15 protein-coding genes and 1 tRNA gene are annotated in these 16,653 nt (G+C 62.8%); 3 read left to right on the top strand and 13 right to left on the bottom strand.

Annotated features, from left to right (window positions below):
* Positions 1-136 precede the first annotated feature (136 nt).
* From ABIB73_RS31585 to ABIB73_RS31575, 3 genes are all read right to left on the bottom strand, one after another.
* Positions 137-445, bottom strand: coding sequence for an EthD family reductase (locus tag ABIB73_RS31585; RefSeq protein WP_354230507.1), 309 nt, complete (start codon positions 443-445; stop codon positions 137-139).
* Between the two features lie 182 nt (positions 446-627).
* Entirely contained in the window at positions 628-2,334 is a 1,707-nt protein-coding gene (locus ABIB73_RS31580; RefSeq protein ID WP_354230506.1) for an FAD-dependent oxidoreductase, read from the bottom strand.
* A 25-nt stretch (positions 2,335-2,359) separates the two neighbouring features.
* The gene (locus ABIB73_RS31575) at positions 2,360-2,542 is read right to left on the bottom strand and encodes a hypothetical protein (protein ID WP_354230505.1); all 183 of its coding nucleotides are present in this window, start codon (positions 2,540-2,542) and stop codon (positions 2,360-2,362) included.
* 322 nt (positions 2,543-2,864) lie between these two features.
* Here ABIB73_RS31575 and ABIB73_RS31570 point away from each other — a divergent pair.
* A tRNA-Thr gene (locus tag ABIB73_RS31570) sits at positions 2,865-2,939 on the top strand.
* A 929-nt stretch (positions 2,940-3,868) separates the two neighbouring features.
* On the opposite strand, the gene ABIB73_RS31565 is transcribed toward ABIB73_RS31570, so the two are convergent.
* The 5 genes from ABIB73_RS31565 to ABIB73_RS31545 all read right to left on the bottom strand — a co-directional run bounded on the left by ABIB73_RS31565 (position 3,869) and on the right by ABIB73_RS31545 (position 8,396).
* A complete protein-coding gene (locus ABIB73_RS31565; protein WP_354230503.1) occupies positions 3,869-5,377 on the bottom strand; it encodes a hypothetical protein in 1,509 nt (502 codons plus the stop codon).
* A gap of 280 nt (positions 5,378-5,657) precedes the next feature.
* Positions 5,658-6,137: a Crp/Fnr family transcriptional regulator gene (locus ABIB73_RS31560; RefSeq protein ID WP_354230552.1), complete on the bottom strand. Its 480-nt coding sequence runs from the start codon at positions 6,135-6,137 to the stop codon at positions 5,658-5,660.
* Between the two features lie 4 nt (positions 6,138-6,141).
* Positions 6,142-6,774 carry a ferric reductase-like transmembrane domain-containing protein gene (locus ABIB73_RS31555; protein WP_354230502.1) on the bottom strand — a complete coding sequence of 211 codons (633 nt, stop codon included), beginning with the start codon at positions 6,772-6,774 and terminating at the stop codon, positions 6,142-6,144.
* Positions 6,775-6,809: 35 nt separating this feature from the next.
* Positions 6,810-7,313: a peptidase associated/transthyretin-like domain-containing protein gene (locus ABIB73_RS31550; RefSeq protein WP_354230500.1), complete on the bottom strand. Its 504-nt coding sequence runs from the start codon at positions 7,311-7,313 to the stop codon at positions 6,810-6,812.
* 279 nt (positions 7,314-7,592) lie between these two features.
* Positions 7,593-8,396 carry a dienelactone hydrolase family protein gene (locus tag ABIB73_RS31545; protein ID WP_354230499.1) on the bottom strand — a complete coding sequence of 268 codons (804 nt, stop codon included), beginning with the start codon at positions 8,394-8,396 and terminating at the stop codon, positions 7,593-7,595.
* A 154-nt stretch (positions 8,397-8,550) separates the two neighbouring features.
* On the opposite strand from ABIB73_RS31545, the gene ABIB73_RS31540 reads away from it, so the two are divergent.
* Positions 8,551-9,552 (top strand): LLM class flavin-dependent oxidoreductase, encoded by a 1,002-nt coding sequence (locus ABIB73_RS31540; RefSeq protein ID WP_354230497.1) that lies wholly within the window; start codon positions 8,551-8,553, stop codon positions 9,550-9,552.
* A 428-nt stretch (positions 9,553-9,980) separates the two neighbouring features.
* A complete protein-coding gene (locus ABIB73_RS31535; RefSeq protein WP_354230495.1) occupies positions 9,981-11,543 on the top strand; it encodes a C25 family cysteine peptidase in 1,563 nt (520 codons plus the stop codon).
* Between the two features lie 208 nt (positions 11,544-11,751).
* Here the strand turns inward: ABIB73_RS31535 and ABIB73_RS31530 are convergent, their stop codons facing one another.
* The 5 genes from ABIB73_RS31530 to ABIB73_RS31510 form a co-directional block, all read right to left on the bottom strand.
* Positions 11,752-13,461 carry a methyl-accepting chemotaxis protein gene (locus tag ABIB73_RS31530; RefSeq protein WP_354230493.1) on the bottom strand — a complete coding sequence of 570 codons (1,710 nt, stop codon included), beginning with the start codon at positions 13,459-13,461 and terminating at the stop codon, positions 11,752-11,754.
* Between the two features lie 202 nt (positions 13,462-13,663).
* Positions 13,664-14,539 (bottom strand): amidohydrolase family protein, encoded by an 876-nt coding sequence (locus ABIB73_RS31525; RefSeq protein ID WP_354230492.1) that lies wholly within the window; start codon positions 14,537-14,539, stop codon positions 13,664-13,666.
* Positions 14,540-14,552: 13 nt separating this feature from the next.
* Entirely contained in the window at positions 14,553-14,948 is a 396-nt protein-coding gene (locus ABIB73_RS31520) for a RidA family protein (RefSeq protein WP_354230490.1), read from the bottom strand.
* Between the two features lie 25 nt (positions 14,949-14,973).
* A complete protein-coding gene (gene hpaH / locus ABIB73_RS31515) occupies positions 14,974-15,777 on the bottom strand; it encodes a 2-oxo-hept-4-ene-1,7-dioate hydratase (RefSeq protein WP_354230488.1) in 804 nt (267 codons plus the stop codon).
* Between the two features lie 3 nt (positions 15,778-15,780).
* Positions 15,781-16,641: a fumarylacetoacetate hydrolase family protein gene (locus tag ABIB73_RS31510; RefSeq protein WP_354230487.1), complete on the bottom strand. Its 861-nt coding sequence runs from the start codon at positions 16,639-16,641 to the stop codon at positions 15,781-15,783.
* Positions 16,642-16,653: the final 12 nt, after the last annotated feature.

The raw sequence follows: 16,653 nt of genomic DNA, 5'->3' as shown, positions 1-16,653 counted from the left end.
ACAAACGACGGCAGGTTTTCGGCGAAAGTTGAATCGATCGTCGCATCGGCCCGCGATCAGCGGGCCGATACTATTGTTTGAGCATGATCTTTTCGGAAAACCGCCGCGCACTTTTCCGGATCATGCTCCGAGGACTTTAGACCTCCTTGGTGTCGAAGATCAGCAGGTCGGCGCCGCCACTGGCGAATTTCGGCACGTCGCCCGCTGCCGCCTTGCCTGCTTCGCTGCCGAATGCTGCCTGGATGTCGGCCACGCTGTTGAAGGAGAGAATGGCGACGAGATGGACTCCGGAAGGCCCGGTGGGGGAGCCGACAGGCCCCGTGCTGACGGCGTATTTTTTCAGGCCGGGAAGTTTCTTGGCGAGCGGAATGTGGGTCTCGGCATAATGCTTGTCGAAGGCCGCAGCATCCTTGGGCGTCTTGTAGAGCACGACGAGTTCAGCCATTTAGTCCTCCCTTTTGAGTCTTTGTTCTTCCACGGGCGATTGGCCTCGCGACGCGGCGATAGTCCGTGGGACACGGCAAAACCGCAAGTCACAATCCGCTTGCCGTTCGCTTGTCTTCTCCTTGACTTATTGTTTGAGCACGATCTTTCGGAAAACCGCGGTACACTTTTCCGGATCGTGCTCTAAAGCGCCGGTTTTGCGGCGTCGCCGAGGTAGCCGTGCAGGGAGGCCACCACCTGCGCGCCCTCGCCGATGGCGCCGCCGACGCGCTTGACCGAGCCTGAGCGGACGTCGCCGACAGCGTAGACGCCGGGCACGGAGGTCTCTAACGGCGCCACCAGCCGGCCCTGGTTCTGCTCGGACTGCGCACCGGTGACGACGAAGCCGCCGCGATCGAGCGTCACGCCGCAGCCGTCGAGCCAGCCGGTGGCGGGATCGGCGCCGACGAACAGAAAGAGATTGCGGATGTCGGCAACCTCCTCGTCATCAGACAGCCGGCTCTTCAGGCGGATGCGCCGCAGCAGCGAAGCCTCGTCGCCTTCGAGCGCCGAGATCTCGGTGTTGAACATCAATTCGATGTTCGGCGTAGCTTCGATGCGCTCGATGAGATAGCGCGACATGCTGGCCCCCAGGCCGCCGCCGCGGATGATCATCAGCACCTTCTTGGCGTGGCCCGACAGGAACACCGCCGCCTGGCCTGCCGAATTGCCGGCGCCGACCAAAGCCACCTCCTCGCCGGCGCAAAGCCGTGCCTCCACTGGGGATGCCCAGTACCAGACGCCGCGTCCCTCGAACTTGTCGAGGTTCTCCATGTCCGGCCGGCGATAGCGCGCGCCGCTCGCGACCACCACGGCGCGCGAGCGCAGGGGATCGCCGCCGTCGAGCGCGACCGAAAATGCGCCATCGCTGCGCGTGCAGTCGAGCGACTTCACCGTCATCGGGATCATGATATCGGCGCCGAATTTTTGCGCCTGGTTGAAGGCACGCGCCGTCAGCGCCTGGCCGGAAATCCCGGTCGGAAAGCCGAGATAGTTTTCGATGCGCGCGCTGGCGCCGGCCTGGCCGCCGAAGGCACGGGTATCGAGCACGGCAACCGAAAGCCCTTCGGACGCCGCATACACCGCGGTAGCGAGCCCCGCCGGTCCGGAACCGACGATCGCGACGTCATAGATGCGGTCGTTGCGGGGGCCGCCGATCATGCCGATCGCACGCGCAAGCTCAGTCTCGCCGGGATTGCGCAGCACGGTGCCTCCGGTGGTGACGACCAGCGGCCAGTCTTCGGGTTGTGGCGAATAGCGCGCGATCAATTCGGCTGCGTCGCGATCGCGGTCGGGATCGAGCAGATGATGCGGCTGGCCGTTGCGGGTGAGAAAGCCCTGCAACCGCACCACGCCGGCCGAATGCGACGGCCCGATCAGCACCACACCGCCGACGCCGCCCTGAAGCAGATTGACCCGGCGCAGGATCAGCGCGCGCATGATGCGCTCGCCGAGCTCGGCCTCGGCGACCAGCAGCGCGCGCAGCCGATCCGGCGGCAACAGCAGCGTTTCGACATCACCCTCGGCGCGACCGTCGACCAGCGCCGGGCGGCCCGAGAGCTGGCTGAGCTCGGCCAAAAATTGTCCCGGCCCCTGGTCGATCAGCGGAGTGACGTGGCCGAGCCCATCGCGCTGGGTGAGGGCGACGTGGCCCTTGAGCACGACGAACATGCCCGGCCCCGGCTTGCCGGTCTCGAACAGCAGCTCGCCATGCGCATAGGTCCGGAGCTCGCCGAAATGCCGCATGCGCTCGATCTCGGCGGCCGTCAGCGCCGGGAAGGTCTGTTCGGGGCGGGTGAACCGCGACATCATCGCGCTCCCATCTGTTCGTTCCGGTTGATCCTGCCCCATTGCCACTCTCACACATTCAAAAAAATTAGCCGCCCGCCTTGCCGACGGTCCCCTCATCTAGGGAACCATCGTCATTCTGCGAGGGGTCGGCGCTTGCGGCGCGTTCGCGCGCCTGCACCTTCCGCCGCTTCAGGTTTTCGCGCAGCGCCGATTTCAGCCGGTCCTGCCGGGAGTCGGTCGCTGGTCTCTTCTCGTTCTCGTCGGTCATTCGGAACCCGTCACATTGGCCGGCCACAGGATGCCATCGTACAACGACAGCTCAAGAGGCACGGGCCGGCCCGCGACAACGAAGCCGCCAGATTTGGTCGAATTCGCGGACGCGGCCAACTGCCCGATTGGCTGGGGATTTTGCGGGAACCAAATCGAGCCAAAACCGGTCGCTTCTCGGCAAAATGGCCGATTTCGGCGTGTAACGGGGTCGATTTTGTCGATTTGGCGAGGCCAGCAAGCTTGCACAGCGGGGAGGCCTGTGGCAGATATCGGCCCGCTTGGTAGGCCCCTCGTGGCGGCCGATTCTTATCCCAGCATCTGCTGCCGTAGCTCAGTGGTAGAGCACTCCATTGGTAATGGAGAGGTCGACAGTTCAATCCTGTCTGGCAGCACCATTTCATTTTCACGCGTGCATCAGCAGTCTCGCGGCAGCAAATGCCCGAGCTTTGCTCTATCCTTTTGCCCGCTTCTTTGAAGAGGGGCGCAGGGAAGACCGGGTGCCGACGGGCACCCGCGGTCCGCTGCGCGAAAGTGTAGCGCAAGGAGACCGCACAGCAGCATACAGGTGTCGCCGAACACTCGGCCTTCCCTGCGCAGTGGGTTGACGGCTTATGCCGCGCTCTCCCCGGCGACGAGTTCCCTATTGTCACCGTCACCTTGCGAATTGACGATGGCCCGAGACCCGGTTGAGCCCCGATCCATCTCCGCAAGGCTTGACCGTAGCAACGACGGCCAGGACCACACGGTTTTGCCGTACGCAGCTCACCTTGCTTCGCCTAAAGGGCTTCGCAGGGCGTTGGCGCCGTTCGTCCGCACGCAGAAGGACCTCACGAGGTTCATCTCGCCCTGGTCCCGCATTCGCGTGCCCGACGCTGCCGCGCCCACCGCACCCCGATCCACGTTCGTTACGACGGACGATCGTCCCTCTCCCTGGACCGGGATAGGGAACAGATACCGTAATTCCGAATTTCGGTAAAGTAAAATATTTTTGCGGGGGACAGTTGACGGGTTTTTTTTGGAAGACGGGGTGTTTTGCCCGACGCCTAGCGTAGCCCGGATGGAGTGCAAGCGTAATCCGAGGCCGTTAGCCGTGGACGCAATCGTCCCGGATTGCGCTGCGCTCCATCCGGGCTACGAATCTTTGTAGCTCGTAAGATGGGCCGAGCGAAACGAACCCCATCGAGACCTTATTCGGCGGCCAAGCTGTCCGGCAGCACCATTCATTTCATAAAAACAACCGCTTATCGGCGCGACATCTGCAGCGCCTCTTGGGCTTGTGCTTGGGGGAGCGAGCGGCGGAGCCGGATGCAAGCGGCTCGGAGGATTATGCGTTGCGCCTTCGCTTGCGCTGAGCTGGTACCACGCCATCGCCCCTAAGCAGCAGCCCTTCATCGATCTTGAGCGGGTCTTGATATTGCGGATGGGTTAGCAAAACCTTGAGCACAAAACCTAGAAGCTCTGATGCCAACATGCGCTCTTTCGCGTTGCTCGTGTCTTCAGGCTCAGTTGCCTTCTTGGATGGTTTCTTTCGTCGCCCGTGGACGATGGCCGATCGGGCCTCATAAAGACGCTTGACCTTAACAACGACTTCACGTGCGGGAAAGGCCGGGTCACCCTGCAGTATTGCAAGAGCCGCTGCCCGAAGTCGCAATTTGAACGATAGCGATTGGTTGTCATTATCGCCGAGGAGCAGCTCAAGCCCAATTGTCCCGTCGAGAATGGAATCAACTACATCGGAACGCGTTAGACATCCATTGAGCCGACTGATGGCGAGTCTAATTGCCTCGCTTTGATTGTCGGCGACACGCTTATAGACGTCGCGCACCTCGACCAGTTGGCCTTTCGTTACGGAGGCGCTCGCTTCTGTCCAGCCATAATTGTCATATTCAGCTGGGTAACGACGCAGCGTTGTCCCGTAAACAGGCGTTAAATCGCAGAAATACTCGAGCGCCCAGTCCTTCGGCAGCCAAAGGAGTTGCGCATAGCCAGTCTTGATACCCGTAACGATCCGAAGAGCCCCAAAGAAACTGTCAATAGCATCTATAACGTTAGAGGATGACTGCTTAAGAGACCTCGGAACGTCCGCAATAGTGTCGGCCTCTAAATTCCACCCCGTCGACACGAACGCGTGCGTTGCTGCGCCAACCACCATTCTGACCGCTCCTGAGCCCAAGGTGCTCATCCGAGCTCTTCCCAGCTGCAACTTCTCGGGCAACCGAGTGATGTAGGTTGTATCTGTCAATCGAAAATGATCGACATCAAAATGGGTCAGTGTGATGGGGACAACCAAGCGGAGATTAAGAGAGTCAAAAATGGTGCCCGAAATGAGCGGCCAAATCAGCGCGTCCCGGCGCCTTTCCTCCACAGGCGTGTCTAGGCCGTACAGATGTATGTATCGCTCTACGGCGTCAGCGACCAATTCGTCGACTGGTCTATCCGACAGTTGACCTAGATTGAGGCGCTTCCCGATCTCGTGCGTTCGAAGGAACGATGCCAGCTCAATGCCCTTCGGCAGTTCCGGTGCGAGCGTGCCTGGCAGAGCACCCAAAATACCAAGAAGGCCGTGAGGGCGTATCGTCCCAACATAGTCTCGTCGACTTGATTCGTTGTAAAATCCTGACTCGTGAAAAGAAGGAAAGCCGCTGTCCAGTGATGACATGATTGGGTAATCATGATGAGGTCCCACATATTGGCCAGGCTGTTTAACCCTTGCTCTAACTGCTCCATGCAGTTCGTCGAAGGCATCGGCGAACAAATCTTTGTACCGGCGCAACTCGTCTCGCCACCGTTTTGCTCTTGCGAGTTTTTCCGGCGCTTCGGTTTCTGGATTCATGCAGGGCCCACGAGCGTAAATCGAAAAGGACACCTATCATCAATCGCTTAAATTGGGAAACGATAGGCGGGGAGGCCAAGGTCTCCCCGCAAGCGCCATTCAGCTAAGGCTGTTCGACTATTTCACATCCCATATCATTCAAAGTATCCGTGACGTTCCGTGCGTAATTTTCAAGCTCGGAGGATGGGTAGAGCGGAAGCGAAACCCATCGAGACCCTGTTTGGTGGCCCGGCGTGATGAAGTTTCGCAAGTGCTCTACCAATCCTACGCGCTGCGCCTGCTATCCATCCTCCTCACCCACCCGATGTCCCGCGAACCGATCGTCGGCACGGCGCAGCCGTCGGCAGAGCTCGCGATTGATGTTCTGCAGGACGATCACATAGGCGTGGATATCGGCCTTGTAGCAGGCGTAGAGTTTTTGGGCCGTCAGCTCGTAGAGCACCGTCGGACTCTCCGCGATCACCGTGGCGGAACGATTTTGCATTTCAATCAGTGACATTTCACCGAAGAAATCGCCAGGCTCCAGAACAGAAATCGGGATGACGCTCCCCGAATTCGCCCGTTTGCTCACCGCCAGCCGACCGGATTTGACGATGAACATCGAGCGTCCCGATTCGCCTTCCGCCACGACGGTTGCGCCGACATCGAAGTGGCATTCGACCAGCATCGACATCAGGAGGTCGAGACCCGCGTCCGTGAGACCACCGAAGAACGGCGTCGCGAGCAGGAACGCTTTCAGATCGGGGGCACTGACAGTCATCGTGCTAAAATACGTCCCATCGCCATCTGCGGCAAGCAGACCCCGGTTCACTGCCGCGCAACGTCCGCTTTCGCCAGAGGTCGGCCATGACCTTGATGGTCGCCGCAAGCACAGCTGCGCAAAGCGCCGCCTTGGAGATTGTCTCCATCGTCCCCTCGATCAGCAGGCAATGAGCCACGCTGCCTGCGACGATGACGATCGCGAGGGGAATATGGACGAGGCGCCACGTTCGCAGCCGCAGTCCCAATCGCCGGCGCAGCAGAGCCAGAAGCGCGACGGTGAAGATGGCCCACATCGCGGTCACGCCAAAGGGGGAGAACGGCGTTGGCGATGAGAAGGTCAGGGCGTCGATCATGTCAGGCGGACTGGTAATCCAGAGGCCGGCGACATGGATCACCACAGCCAGAGCAAGCGCGCCGCCGATCCAGTGATGGGCGCGCCGTCCACGATAAGCCGACAGTCCCGGCAGGTATCCGCCAATCAGCAGAGGCTGAACGAGCACGAGACCGAGGGCAACGATCCCTGCGAATCCAGCGAAGATGTAGACTGGACCGCGCCATGCGAGTTGCTCGCTTGTCGCAGCAGCGGCGATCGGCACGCCAATGACCAAAGCGAGAGCGGCCCAGATCAGGGTCACCCGGGCCGATCTCCACCCCTTCGTTTGCAATTCGGTCAGGCCGACTGAAGGACGAAGTGCGCCTCGAGGCTGGTTTCCTTCGCGCTCCGCATCACCGGTCGCAGGAAGACGGTTTTGAATTCACCGCTGTCATAGGCGAGGTGACCGTGCGGCTGGCCGAAGATGGGGATGATCTGCGGCATCTCGAGCCGGAACGCCCCGTCCTTGTCGGTGAGCGTGGCGCCATGACTCTGCGGCTCGTGCTCCTGCCCTTCGGTCGTGTGCGCCCAGATCTGGATGCGCTGCCCGGCGAGTGGAGCCCCGTCGCCGGCGCGGCGCACGGTGCCGCTCATCCAGAAGCCACCCTTTCCGATCCGATCCACGATCGGCGCGCCCTTGCGGTAGTTGTTCGCCCCGCCCGTCATCGATTCAGTCGGCGCGACGCCATCCGCGCGAGCCGGCAGCAGGAGCCCGGAAGCCCCGGCTGCCAAAACTCCGGTTGCCAGGACGGAGCCGCCAGCGGCGAGGAGGTTGCGGCGGTTGAGTACGACAGTGGTCATATCAATTCCTCCCGGCGATGGTGCGGCGGTTCGATCAAGGTACACCAACAGGCACAAAACGCCCAGTCGAGACGAGGGGCGTCATAGGTCGCAATAACATGGTTGTGAACGGAGATACGGGACGCGCGAACGGCTTCGTAGGATGGGTAGAGCACTTGCGAAACCCGTCGAGGCTTTGTTCGATGACGAGCATGATGGGTTTTGCAAGTGCTCTACCCATCCTACGCGCTACGCGCTGAACTAGCTCAGAAAAGGCCACCATGAAGGTGGCCTTCTTTTTTAATTTTTGAGGGTTGCGGCAAAGAGCTTGGCTGCTTCGGCTTTCGATTCCTGATCGGCCTTCGCGTCGTATCTGAGCGGCAGGTTGAACTTCTTGCCGAGCTCGGTGGCTTCGGGGTTCGTGAAGGCGTGCACGGCGCCGGGATACTCGATGATGCGATAATCGGCCTTCGCTGCGTCGAAATCCTTCTTGAGCGCATCGTACTGCTCGCGCTTCACGAACGGGTCGTCGGCGCCGTTGAGAATGAGGATTTTCGCCTTGACGGTTCCCGGCGCTGGCGCGGGCGTGTTGAGACCAAGGGAAGCGTGAAAGCCCGCAACGGCGGCGAGATCAGCGCCAGTGCGCGCCATGTTCAGCACCACCGCGCCGCCGAAGCAGTAACCGACGGCGCCGATCCGCTGCGGATTGACCGAGGCCTGCTTGGCGAGTTCTGCCCGCGCTGCGTTGAAGCGCTGCTCCATCACCTTCGGGCTCTTCATCACCGATCCCGAGAGCCCACCGGCGTCCTTCGGGTTGTCGGCGCTCTTGCCGTCCCCGTACATGTCGGCGATGAAGGCTGTGTAGCCCTGCTCCGCGAACTTCCGCGCCTCATTATGAATATGCGGGGTGATGCCCCACCATTCATGCACCATGACGATGCCGGGCCGCTTGGCCTGGGTCGCGTCGTCGTAGACAACGAAGCCCTTCATCGTGGTCTCGCCGTCGGTGTAGGTGACCGGCTCTTCCTTCACCGCTCCGTGTGCGCTCGCGACCATTGCGATGGCGCAAAGTGCTCCCACCATGTTCGTGATGTTCGTTCGCATGCTGACCTCCTGCGGGTTTGGCACAACACTACATTGGCATACCAGCAATGCCTGTGCTAGGCGTCGAAAGCGGTGCCGGCGCCCTCGCGGGCTGCGCTTCGGCCCCTATATGCGAAGCTCCGGCGCACGCCGCGCTCCACCCGGTACTCCTCGCATGATTCCCTTCTCCGTGCTCGACCTCGCTCCCATCCGGCAGGGCGCCGATGCGGCGCAGGCGTTTCGCAATTCGCTTGATCTTGCGCAACATGCCGAGGCGTGGGGCTTCAAGCGGTTCTGGCTTGCCGAGCATCACAACATGACGGGCATCGCCAGTGCCGCGACGTCGGTGGTGATCGGGCATGTCGCGGGCGGCACCAAGACGATCCGCGTCGGCTCCGGCGGAATCATGCTGCCGAACCATTCGCCGCTGATCATCGCCGAGCAGTTTGGCACGCTGGAGTCGCTCTATCCCGGGCGGATCGATCTCGGGCTCGGGCGCGCGCCGGGCACCGACCAGTTCACCGCGCGGGCGCTGCGGCGCGACCTTGCGACAAGCTCCGAGAATTTTCCGCATGACGTGCTGGAATTGCAGGCGCTGCTCGGCGACGTGCAGCCGAACCAGGCGATCCGCGCCGTGCCCGGCATGGGGCTGAAGGTGCCCCTCTGGATCCTCGGCTCGAGCATGTTCGGCGCACAGCTTGCGGCCATGCTCGGCCTGCCCTTCGCGTTCGCCTCGCATTTCGCGCCCGCGATGATGATGCCGGCGCTGCGCGAATACCGGGCGCGCTTCGAGCCCTCAGTGCAGCTCGACAAGCCCTATGCGATGGTTGGCGTCAACGTATTCGCCGCCGAAAGCGACGCCGAGGCGCAGCGCATGTTCACTTCACTCCAGCAGCAGTTCATCAATCTGCGGCGCGGCACGCCGGGCCCCTTGCCGCCGCCGGTCGACGACATGGACGCGCTGTGGTCGCCTGCGGAGAAGGCAGGCGTGGCCCAATCGCTGTCCTGTTCCGCGGTCGGCTCGCCCGAAGTGGTCGAACAGCGGCTGAAGACACTGATCGCCGACACCGCCGCGGACGAGCTGATGACCACGGGGCAGATCTACGATCACGCCGCGCGGCTGCGCTCGTTCGAGATCGCGGCCGAGGTGCGCGACGGGCTGGCGGCGCAACGGTAAGACCGCTATCTGAATTGCGCGCAAGCAGGTACGCCACTTCTTCCGGCCTCTTGCCGGATCGACTTGATGAGATTCTGAACCGGCGACAGCGGCGGATGTGATCTGCGCCCGGTTGCTCTTCGGCCTCCCCTCTTTGGCCCGCAGCGCAGCATCTGCAGCTTGAGGTGAGACGTCTCCATCTTTGCTCATGACACTTCCCCTGCGGTGGCGGCAGAGAAAGGCGCACGGCACAACGCGCCCGCTGGCCACAATTGACATCGATGCCACCTCAATCATAGATTGAAATGCTATTTCTGAGAAGCATTTCTCGTCGCAACCGCTGGCAAGACGCTAGACACCGATTTCAATTGCGCGACCCTGGGCAATCACAGTGCAAGCGCGCCAGGGCGCGGCCCAAGCAAATCGCAAGACCGTATCGGGGAGGAATTATGCCGACCAAGATCGACAAGGTCATCGTCACGCATTTCGGCCAGCTCAGAAGCAAATACGGCGCGGCGGGATTGCGGGCCATCCGCGCGGCGATCAGGACGCTGCAAAGGGCCGATCGCACGCGCGGGCTTCAGACCAGCGTGATCGGCCTCGACGAGACCTCGCGCATGCGAAGCCTGCGCGGGCGCGCCATGACCAAAGCGGACGACAGCAAGCAGGCCAAAGGCGCGATCGATGCGATCTATCGCACGCTGACGCCTGACTACATCATGATCCTGGGATCGCACGACGTGGTGCCGCACCAGGATCTCAAGAATCCACTGTTCAAAGGACGCGGCGGCGACGATCCCGACAAATTCGCCTGGGGCGACCTGCCCTACGCGTGCGAAAATCCCTACAGCAACGAGGTCACCGATTTTCTCGGACCGACGCGGGTGGTCGGCCGGCTGCCCGATATCACCGCGAGCTCCGATCATCGCTATCTCGTCCGCCTGTTGCAGACGGCGTCGCGCTATCGGCAAGTCGACCGCGACCAGCTCAATAACTATTTCGCGGTGGGCGCGCAGATCTGGGAGCGCTCGACGTCGCGGACCCTCAAGGCGCTCTACGGCAACGACAGCAATTTCCAGAAGGTGCCGCCGCACAATGCGCGCTGGGCGCAGAAGCTGCTGAACAGCCGCGTGCACTTCTACAATTGCCATGGCGCCGCGCATTCCTCGAAATTCTACGGCCAGCCGATCAACCGGCCGGCTGCCTACCCGACCGCCGCCGACGCCGTCTACATGACGAAGCGGATCCGGCCGGGAACGATCGCGGCCGCGGAATGCTGCTACGGCGGACAGCTCTACGCCCTGTCGGGCAATCAGCCGCATCCCGGCATGACCAACACCTATCTCGGCGCCGAGGCTTACGCCTTCCTCGCCAGCACGACGATCGCCTACGGACCGGCGCGCGAGAACGGCCAGGCCGATTTGATCTGCCGCTATTTCATCCAGAACGTGATGGACGGCGCCTCGAGCGGGCGTGCCGTACTCGAAGCGCGGCTGAAATTCACCAGCCATCCGCGCGCGCTCGATCCGACCGACCTGAAGACCATCGCACAATTCAATCTCTATGGCGACCCGTCGCTGACGGCGGTCGCGCCTGAGCCAGTGGCCGCGCGCGCGATGTCGACCACTGTTGCCGCACGGCGTGATCGCCATCAGCGACGAGTCGCGCTTGCGGTGCAGGGCGAGACGGTGCAGGCGACCGCGCCGCGAATCCGCCGCTCCACGGCGGTGATTCCGGCGGCCGTGCTCAGGGTGTTGCGGCAGCAGAGCCGGCAGCGCAGCGTCGGGCGTGACCAGGTGATGTCGTTCTCGGTGCGCTATTCCGGCCAGAGCCGGGCGATGGCGAGCGCGCTCGCCGTCGGCGGCAATCTGACCAGTGCCTATCACGTGCTGCTGACACCGCGCTCACGCCGATCGCGATCGGATCAGACCGGCGTGCACGACATTCGCGGCATCATCGTCGAGGAGGTCAATGGTGCGCCGGTGTCGGTGCGGGAGATCAGCAGCCGGTAAACGGCCGATCATTCACCGAAGACGTTGCCCTGGCGAACCTGGAAAGTGGTATTGGTCACGTCGATGCGGATGAGTTCGATCGGCCGTTGCGACGTCAGTCCGGAGTAGCGGATCGGAGCGCTGCCTTCCTTGCCATGAACGATGCGGAGTGTGCACGAGGACATCTCCTTGGGATGATGTCAGACAGGTGGAGCGTGACGCCAGCGCGTCACGCTGCCCGGATCGAGTTCATGAAGCTGGCGACGCCGCGCTTCAGGCGGGTGCTTTCGGTGGCGAGCGACTGCGCGGCCGACTGCACCTGGGCGGAGGCGCCGCCGGTTTCGGCTGCGCCGCGCTGGACGTCGGCGATGCTGGTGCCGACCTGCGAGGTGCCTGCGGCGGCGCGCTGCACGTTGCGGGAGATCTCCTGCGTGGCGGAGCCCTGCTGCTCGACCGAGGTCGAGATCGCGGCCGCGATTTCCGAGATGTGTCCGATCGTAGCCCCGATCTCCTTGATCGCCGCAACCGAATCCTTGGTTGCCGACTGGATGTCGGAGATCTGCTGGCTGATCTCGTCGGTCGCCTTCGCGGTCTGCTCCGCAAGCGTCTTCACCTCGGACGCCACCACGGCAAAGCCGCGACCGGCCTCGCCCGCGCGCGCCGCCTCGATGGTCGCGTTCAAGGCCAGCAGGTTGGTCTGGCCGGCGATGGTCTGGATGAGATCAACGACATCCCCGATTCGGCTCGCTGCCTGCGACAACTCGCTGATGCGGGAGTCGGTCTTCTGCGCCTGGCTGACGGCCTCGCCCGCGATCCGCGCCGAGGTCTCGACCTGGCGGCTGATCTCGCCGATCGAGGAGGCAAGCTCCTCGCTCGCCGCTGCGACCGAGTGCACGTTCGCCGATGCTTCGTTCGACGCCGTAGAGGCGCGGTTACTGACCTGCGCGACGGTGTCGGCCGTCTTCGACAGCGTCGTCGACGATGCCTCTAACTGGCCGGCGGCAACCGACACCAGCTCAATGATTTCGCCGACCTCGCGCTCGAACTGATCGGCAAGCCGGTTCATGTCGACCTTGCGGGTTTCGATCTGGCGCTGCTCGGTGACCGACTGCTGCTCGCGCATGCGGTTGGTCTCGATCATGGCGTCGCGGAACACCTGGACGGTCCGCGCCATCTCGCCGATCTCATCGCGGCGATCGGCATGGGCGACGGGCGCCTCTAACTGGCCGGTGCTGAGCGAGGCCATGCGCTCCTTCAGCCCCGTGAGCGGCTTCACGACGCTGCGGCCAACGGCCCAGGCGATCAGGATCGAGATCAGCATCAGCACGGCAATGACCATCGAAGCCGTCTGCGCCATCGACCAGAAGGAATTATCGACCTCCGACATGTATTCGGCCGAGCCGATCATCAGGTTCCACGGCGCGAAGCCGCGTGTGAAGGCGACCTTGTCGAGCGGGGTGGGATCTGAGCCGCTGCGGCGGAAGGCGTAGCGCAACGTGCCCTGGCCCTTCCTGGCCATGTCCATCAACGCGACCGCGAACAGCATGCCGTTGGCGTCCTTGTTCGGACGCATGTCCTTGCCGACGAATTGCGGAATGCCGGGATTGGAAACGCACAGCCCGGTCTCGTAGTCATAAATATAGGCGTAGTTGCTGTGGTCTTCGTACCAGACGTAATTATTGGCTTCGAGGAAGCGCTTCTTGGCCTCCTCCTCGGTCATCTGGCCGGCCTTGTAGGCCTTGTAGTAGCCGTCGGCGAGGTTCCAGACGATATCGACAGCGGCATGCGCCTTCTCGACCCGCTCGGTGACGAGCTGATTGCGGGCGATCCACAGCACCGTCGAGGCGACCAGCGCCATGCAGATGGCACCGACCACGGTCATCAGCGCGAGCTTGGCGCCGATCGAGCGAAGGGACAACAGGTTCTTGAAAGCCGGCATTCTGCCTCTTCGATATTGCTGGGCGCCGCGCCCTTAGGAATCAGGCGGCAGGCCATCACGAGGTGGGAATGGGCAAATTAGAGGCAATTCGTTAAGAACTCAGTTACGCCACGAATGCGCCGCGCGGCGCCTCGGGTGTTACCAAAGGATTAATGCGCACCGCTTCGTCGCTTCGCTCCTCGCAATGACGCCGGAGACGGTTCTAGTCGGGAAACCCGAACAGCTTCGCCGGATTGTGCACCAGGATCTTCTCCAGCGTCGCCTGGTCCGGTGCGTAGCGGAACATCAGCTCGAGCAGGTCGGCGTCATTGGGCGGCTGCTTCACGGAGACTGGATGCGGCCAGTCGCTGGCCCAGACGCAGCGGTCGACTGCGGCCTCGATATAGGTCCGCGCGATCGGGATCACGTCGTCATAGGGCGGGCCGGCCTGCGAGGTCTTTTCGCCGAGCGACAGCATGACCCAGAAATTGCCCTTGGCGAGCAGCTCGAGCATCTTGCGCAGGTTCGGATCATCCTTGCCGCGCGAAGGCTCTGGCCGCGCCATATGGTCGATCAGCACCGGCACGTCGAGATTCTCGTACTTCGCGACGCTGGAGACAATGCCGTCCTTCTCGGGCTGGATCTTGACGTACCAGCCGAGCTCGCGGATGCGCGCGATGGCGCGGGCGAAATCGGCATCCGACAATACCGCGCCCAACTCTTGACGAAAACTGAAGCGCGCGCCGCGGACGCCCGCGTCGTGCAGCTTTGCAAGATAAGCGTCGTTCGCTTCCGCGAACACCAGCGCGTTGGCGCAGCCGCGGTAGTTCGGGCCCATCGCCGCAAGACCGTCGAGCACGACGGAATGGTCCGCGCCATAGGTCGTGGTCTGCACGATGATGCCGCGCTCGATGCCGAGCGTTTTGTGCACGCGCAACGCCGCTTCCCAGGTCGCGCTCGGCATCTGATAGGCCGCGCCGGGACGGATCGGATATTTGTCCAGCGGACCCAGCACGTGAAACTGGCTGTCGACGGTCTTCGGCGGCGGCGCCTTGATCGGGCGGCGCGGGTTGGGGTCGAACGGCAGATAGGTCGGCATGCACAAAACTCCCTCAGTCGATCACGGCGGTGAAGTCGCACTGCACCAGCGCGCCGCCGTCCATGTTGTCCATCGGCAGCGCGTGGCGCGCCGGGCGCGAATGCTCGTCCGGAAACATTTTTAGCCACTCGACATTCACCGGGCCGCGCTGCGTGCGATCCTTCAGCCACACCGTCATCTTGATGATGTCGTCCGTCGAGCCGCCGGCCGCCTCCACAATTGCCTTCATATGCGCGAACATGTTGGCGCATTGCGCGTCCAGGCTTTCCGGCATCGCGCCGGTCGCGCCATCGCGGCCGAGGATGACGCCGGACATGACGAGATTGCCGATGCGGCAGGCGTTCGGAATCGGATTGGCGTGCTTGAAGCCGCCGATATGGATGCTCTTGCGCCGCGATTGACCGGTCATGGTGCGCTTCCTCTTATCTGTTGGTTCAGACGAACTGGCACGACACCGAGCCGAAGGCGCCATAATCGGCGTGGAAGGTGTCGCCGCGGCGGATGTCGACCGGACGCGTGAACGATCCCGCCAGCACCACTTCACCGGCCGCGAGATATTCGTCATGCGGCGCCAGCCGGTTGGCGAGCCAGGCGATGCCGTTGGCGGGATGATTGAGCACGCCGGCGGCAAGGCCGGTTTCCTCGACCTCGCCGTTGCGAAACAAGAGCGCGCCGATCCAGCGCAAATCCGCATCCAGCGGGCGGAACGGCCGGCCCCCGAGCACCAGCGCGGCATTGGCCGCGTTGTCCGAGATCGTGTCCATCACCTTGCGGGTCTTGCCGGTCTCGGGATCGACCCGATGCATGCGCGTCTCCAGGATCTCGAGCGCCGGCGTCACATAGTCGGTGGCGTTGAGGACGTCGAAGATGGTGCAATCAGGCCCGCGCAGCGGCGCCTTCAGCACGAAAGCGAGCTCGACCTCGATACGCGGCGCGTGGAAGCGATCGAACGGGATGGGCGTGGCGTCGGCATAGAACATGTCGGCGAACAGCACGCCGTAATCGGGCTCGGAGATGCCGACTGCGTTCTGCATCGCCTTCGAGGTCAGGCCGATCTTGTGGCCTTTGATGACACGGCCGCGGCCGAGCTGGAGCTTGGTCCAGGCGCGCTGGATGGCGTAGGCATCCTCGATGGTGAAACCGGAATACTCTTTCGAGAACATCGGGATCAGCGCCTTGCTGCGCTCGGCCTCATCGAGGCGCGCGGCGAGGCGCTCGATCGTGGCAACGTCCAGCATGACCTATTGCTCCGCAGCCACGGTATTGCTGAGCACGCCGATGCGGCTGGACTCGACCTCGACGATGTCGCCAACCTTGAGCCAGCGCGGCGGCTCGAAGCGGGCGCCCGCCCCCGTCGGCGTGCCCGTCACGATCATGTCGCCGGGCTTCAGGGTGGCGAAGGTGGAGAGGTAGGAGATCAGGAAGTCGAACGGGAACATCAGCCGTTCGGTGGTGTCCTGCTGCCGCACTTCGCCGTTGACGCGCGTGATAATGTCATGAGGCCCGCGCGGATCGAGCTCGTCCGCGGTAACGATCCACGGACCGATGCTGCCGGAGCGATCAAAGTTCTTGCCCTGCGTGACGTTGAACTTGCCGTGGCGCAGCCAGTCCCGCACCGTGCCCTCGTTGCACAGCGTCATGCCGAAGATGTGCGACCAGGCTTTTTCGCGCGGGATGTGGCGGCCGCCCTGGCCGATCACGATGACGAGTTCGCCCTCGTAGTCGAGTTGCTCCGACACCTTCGGCTTCTCGAGCGGCTGACCGGAGCCTGATATCGACGACATGCTGCGCACGAACAGGCTCGGATATTTGGGCAGGTCCGAACTGTCTTTATATTCGGCGTTGCGTTCGGCGTAGTTGACGCCGATGCACCACAGCTTTTCCGGGGCCAGCACCGGCGGAAGCAGGACGAGCTTGTCGAGCGCGTAATCGGGTTTCTGGCCGGCCAACGCCTCCTGCGCGTCGGCAAGCGCGTTGGCCGCGATCAGCGCCTTCACATCAGAGAAGTCATGGCCGATCCGCTTGGTTAAATCGACGACACCGCCATCGACGGCTGCGCCGTAACGCGGTTCTCCGTCCAACAGATAGCTCAGCAATCGCATTGTCGTTCTCTC

The sequence above is a fragment of the Bradyrhizobium sp. F1.4.3 genome (assembly GCF_040548375.1).
Taxonomy (GTDB): Bacteria; Pseudomonadota; Alphaproteobacteria; order Rhizobiales; family Xanthobacteraceae; genus Bradyrhizobium.
Note: the sequence above shows the minus strand (reverse complement) of the source record. Positions and strands in the feature narration are given on the sequence as shown.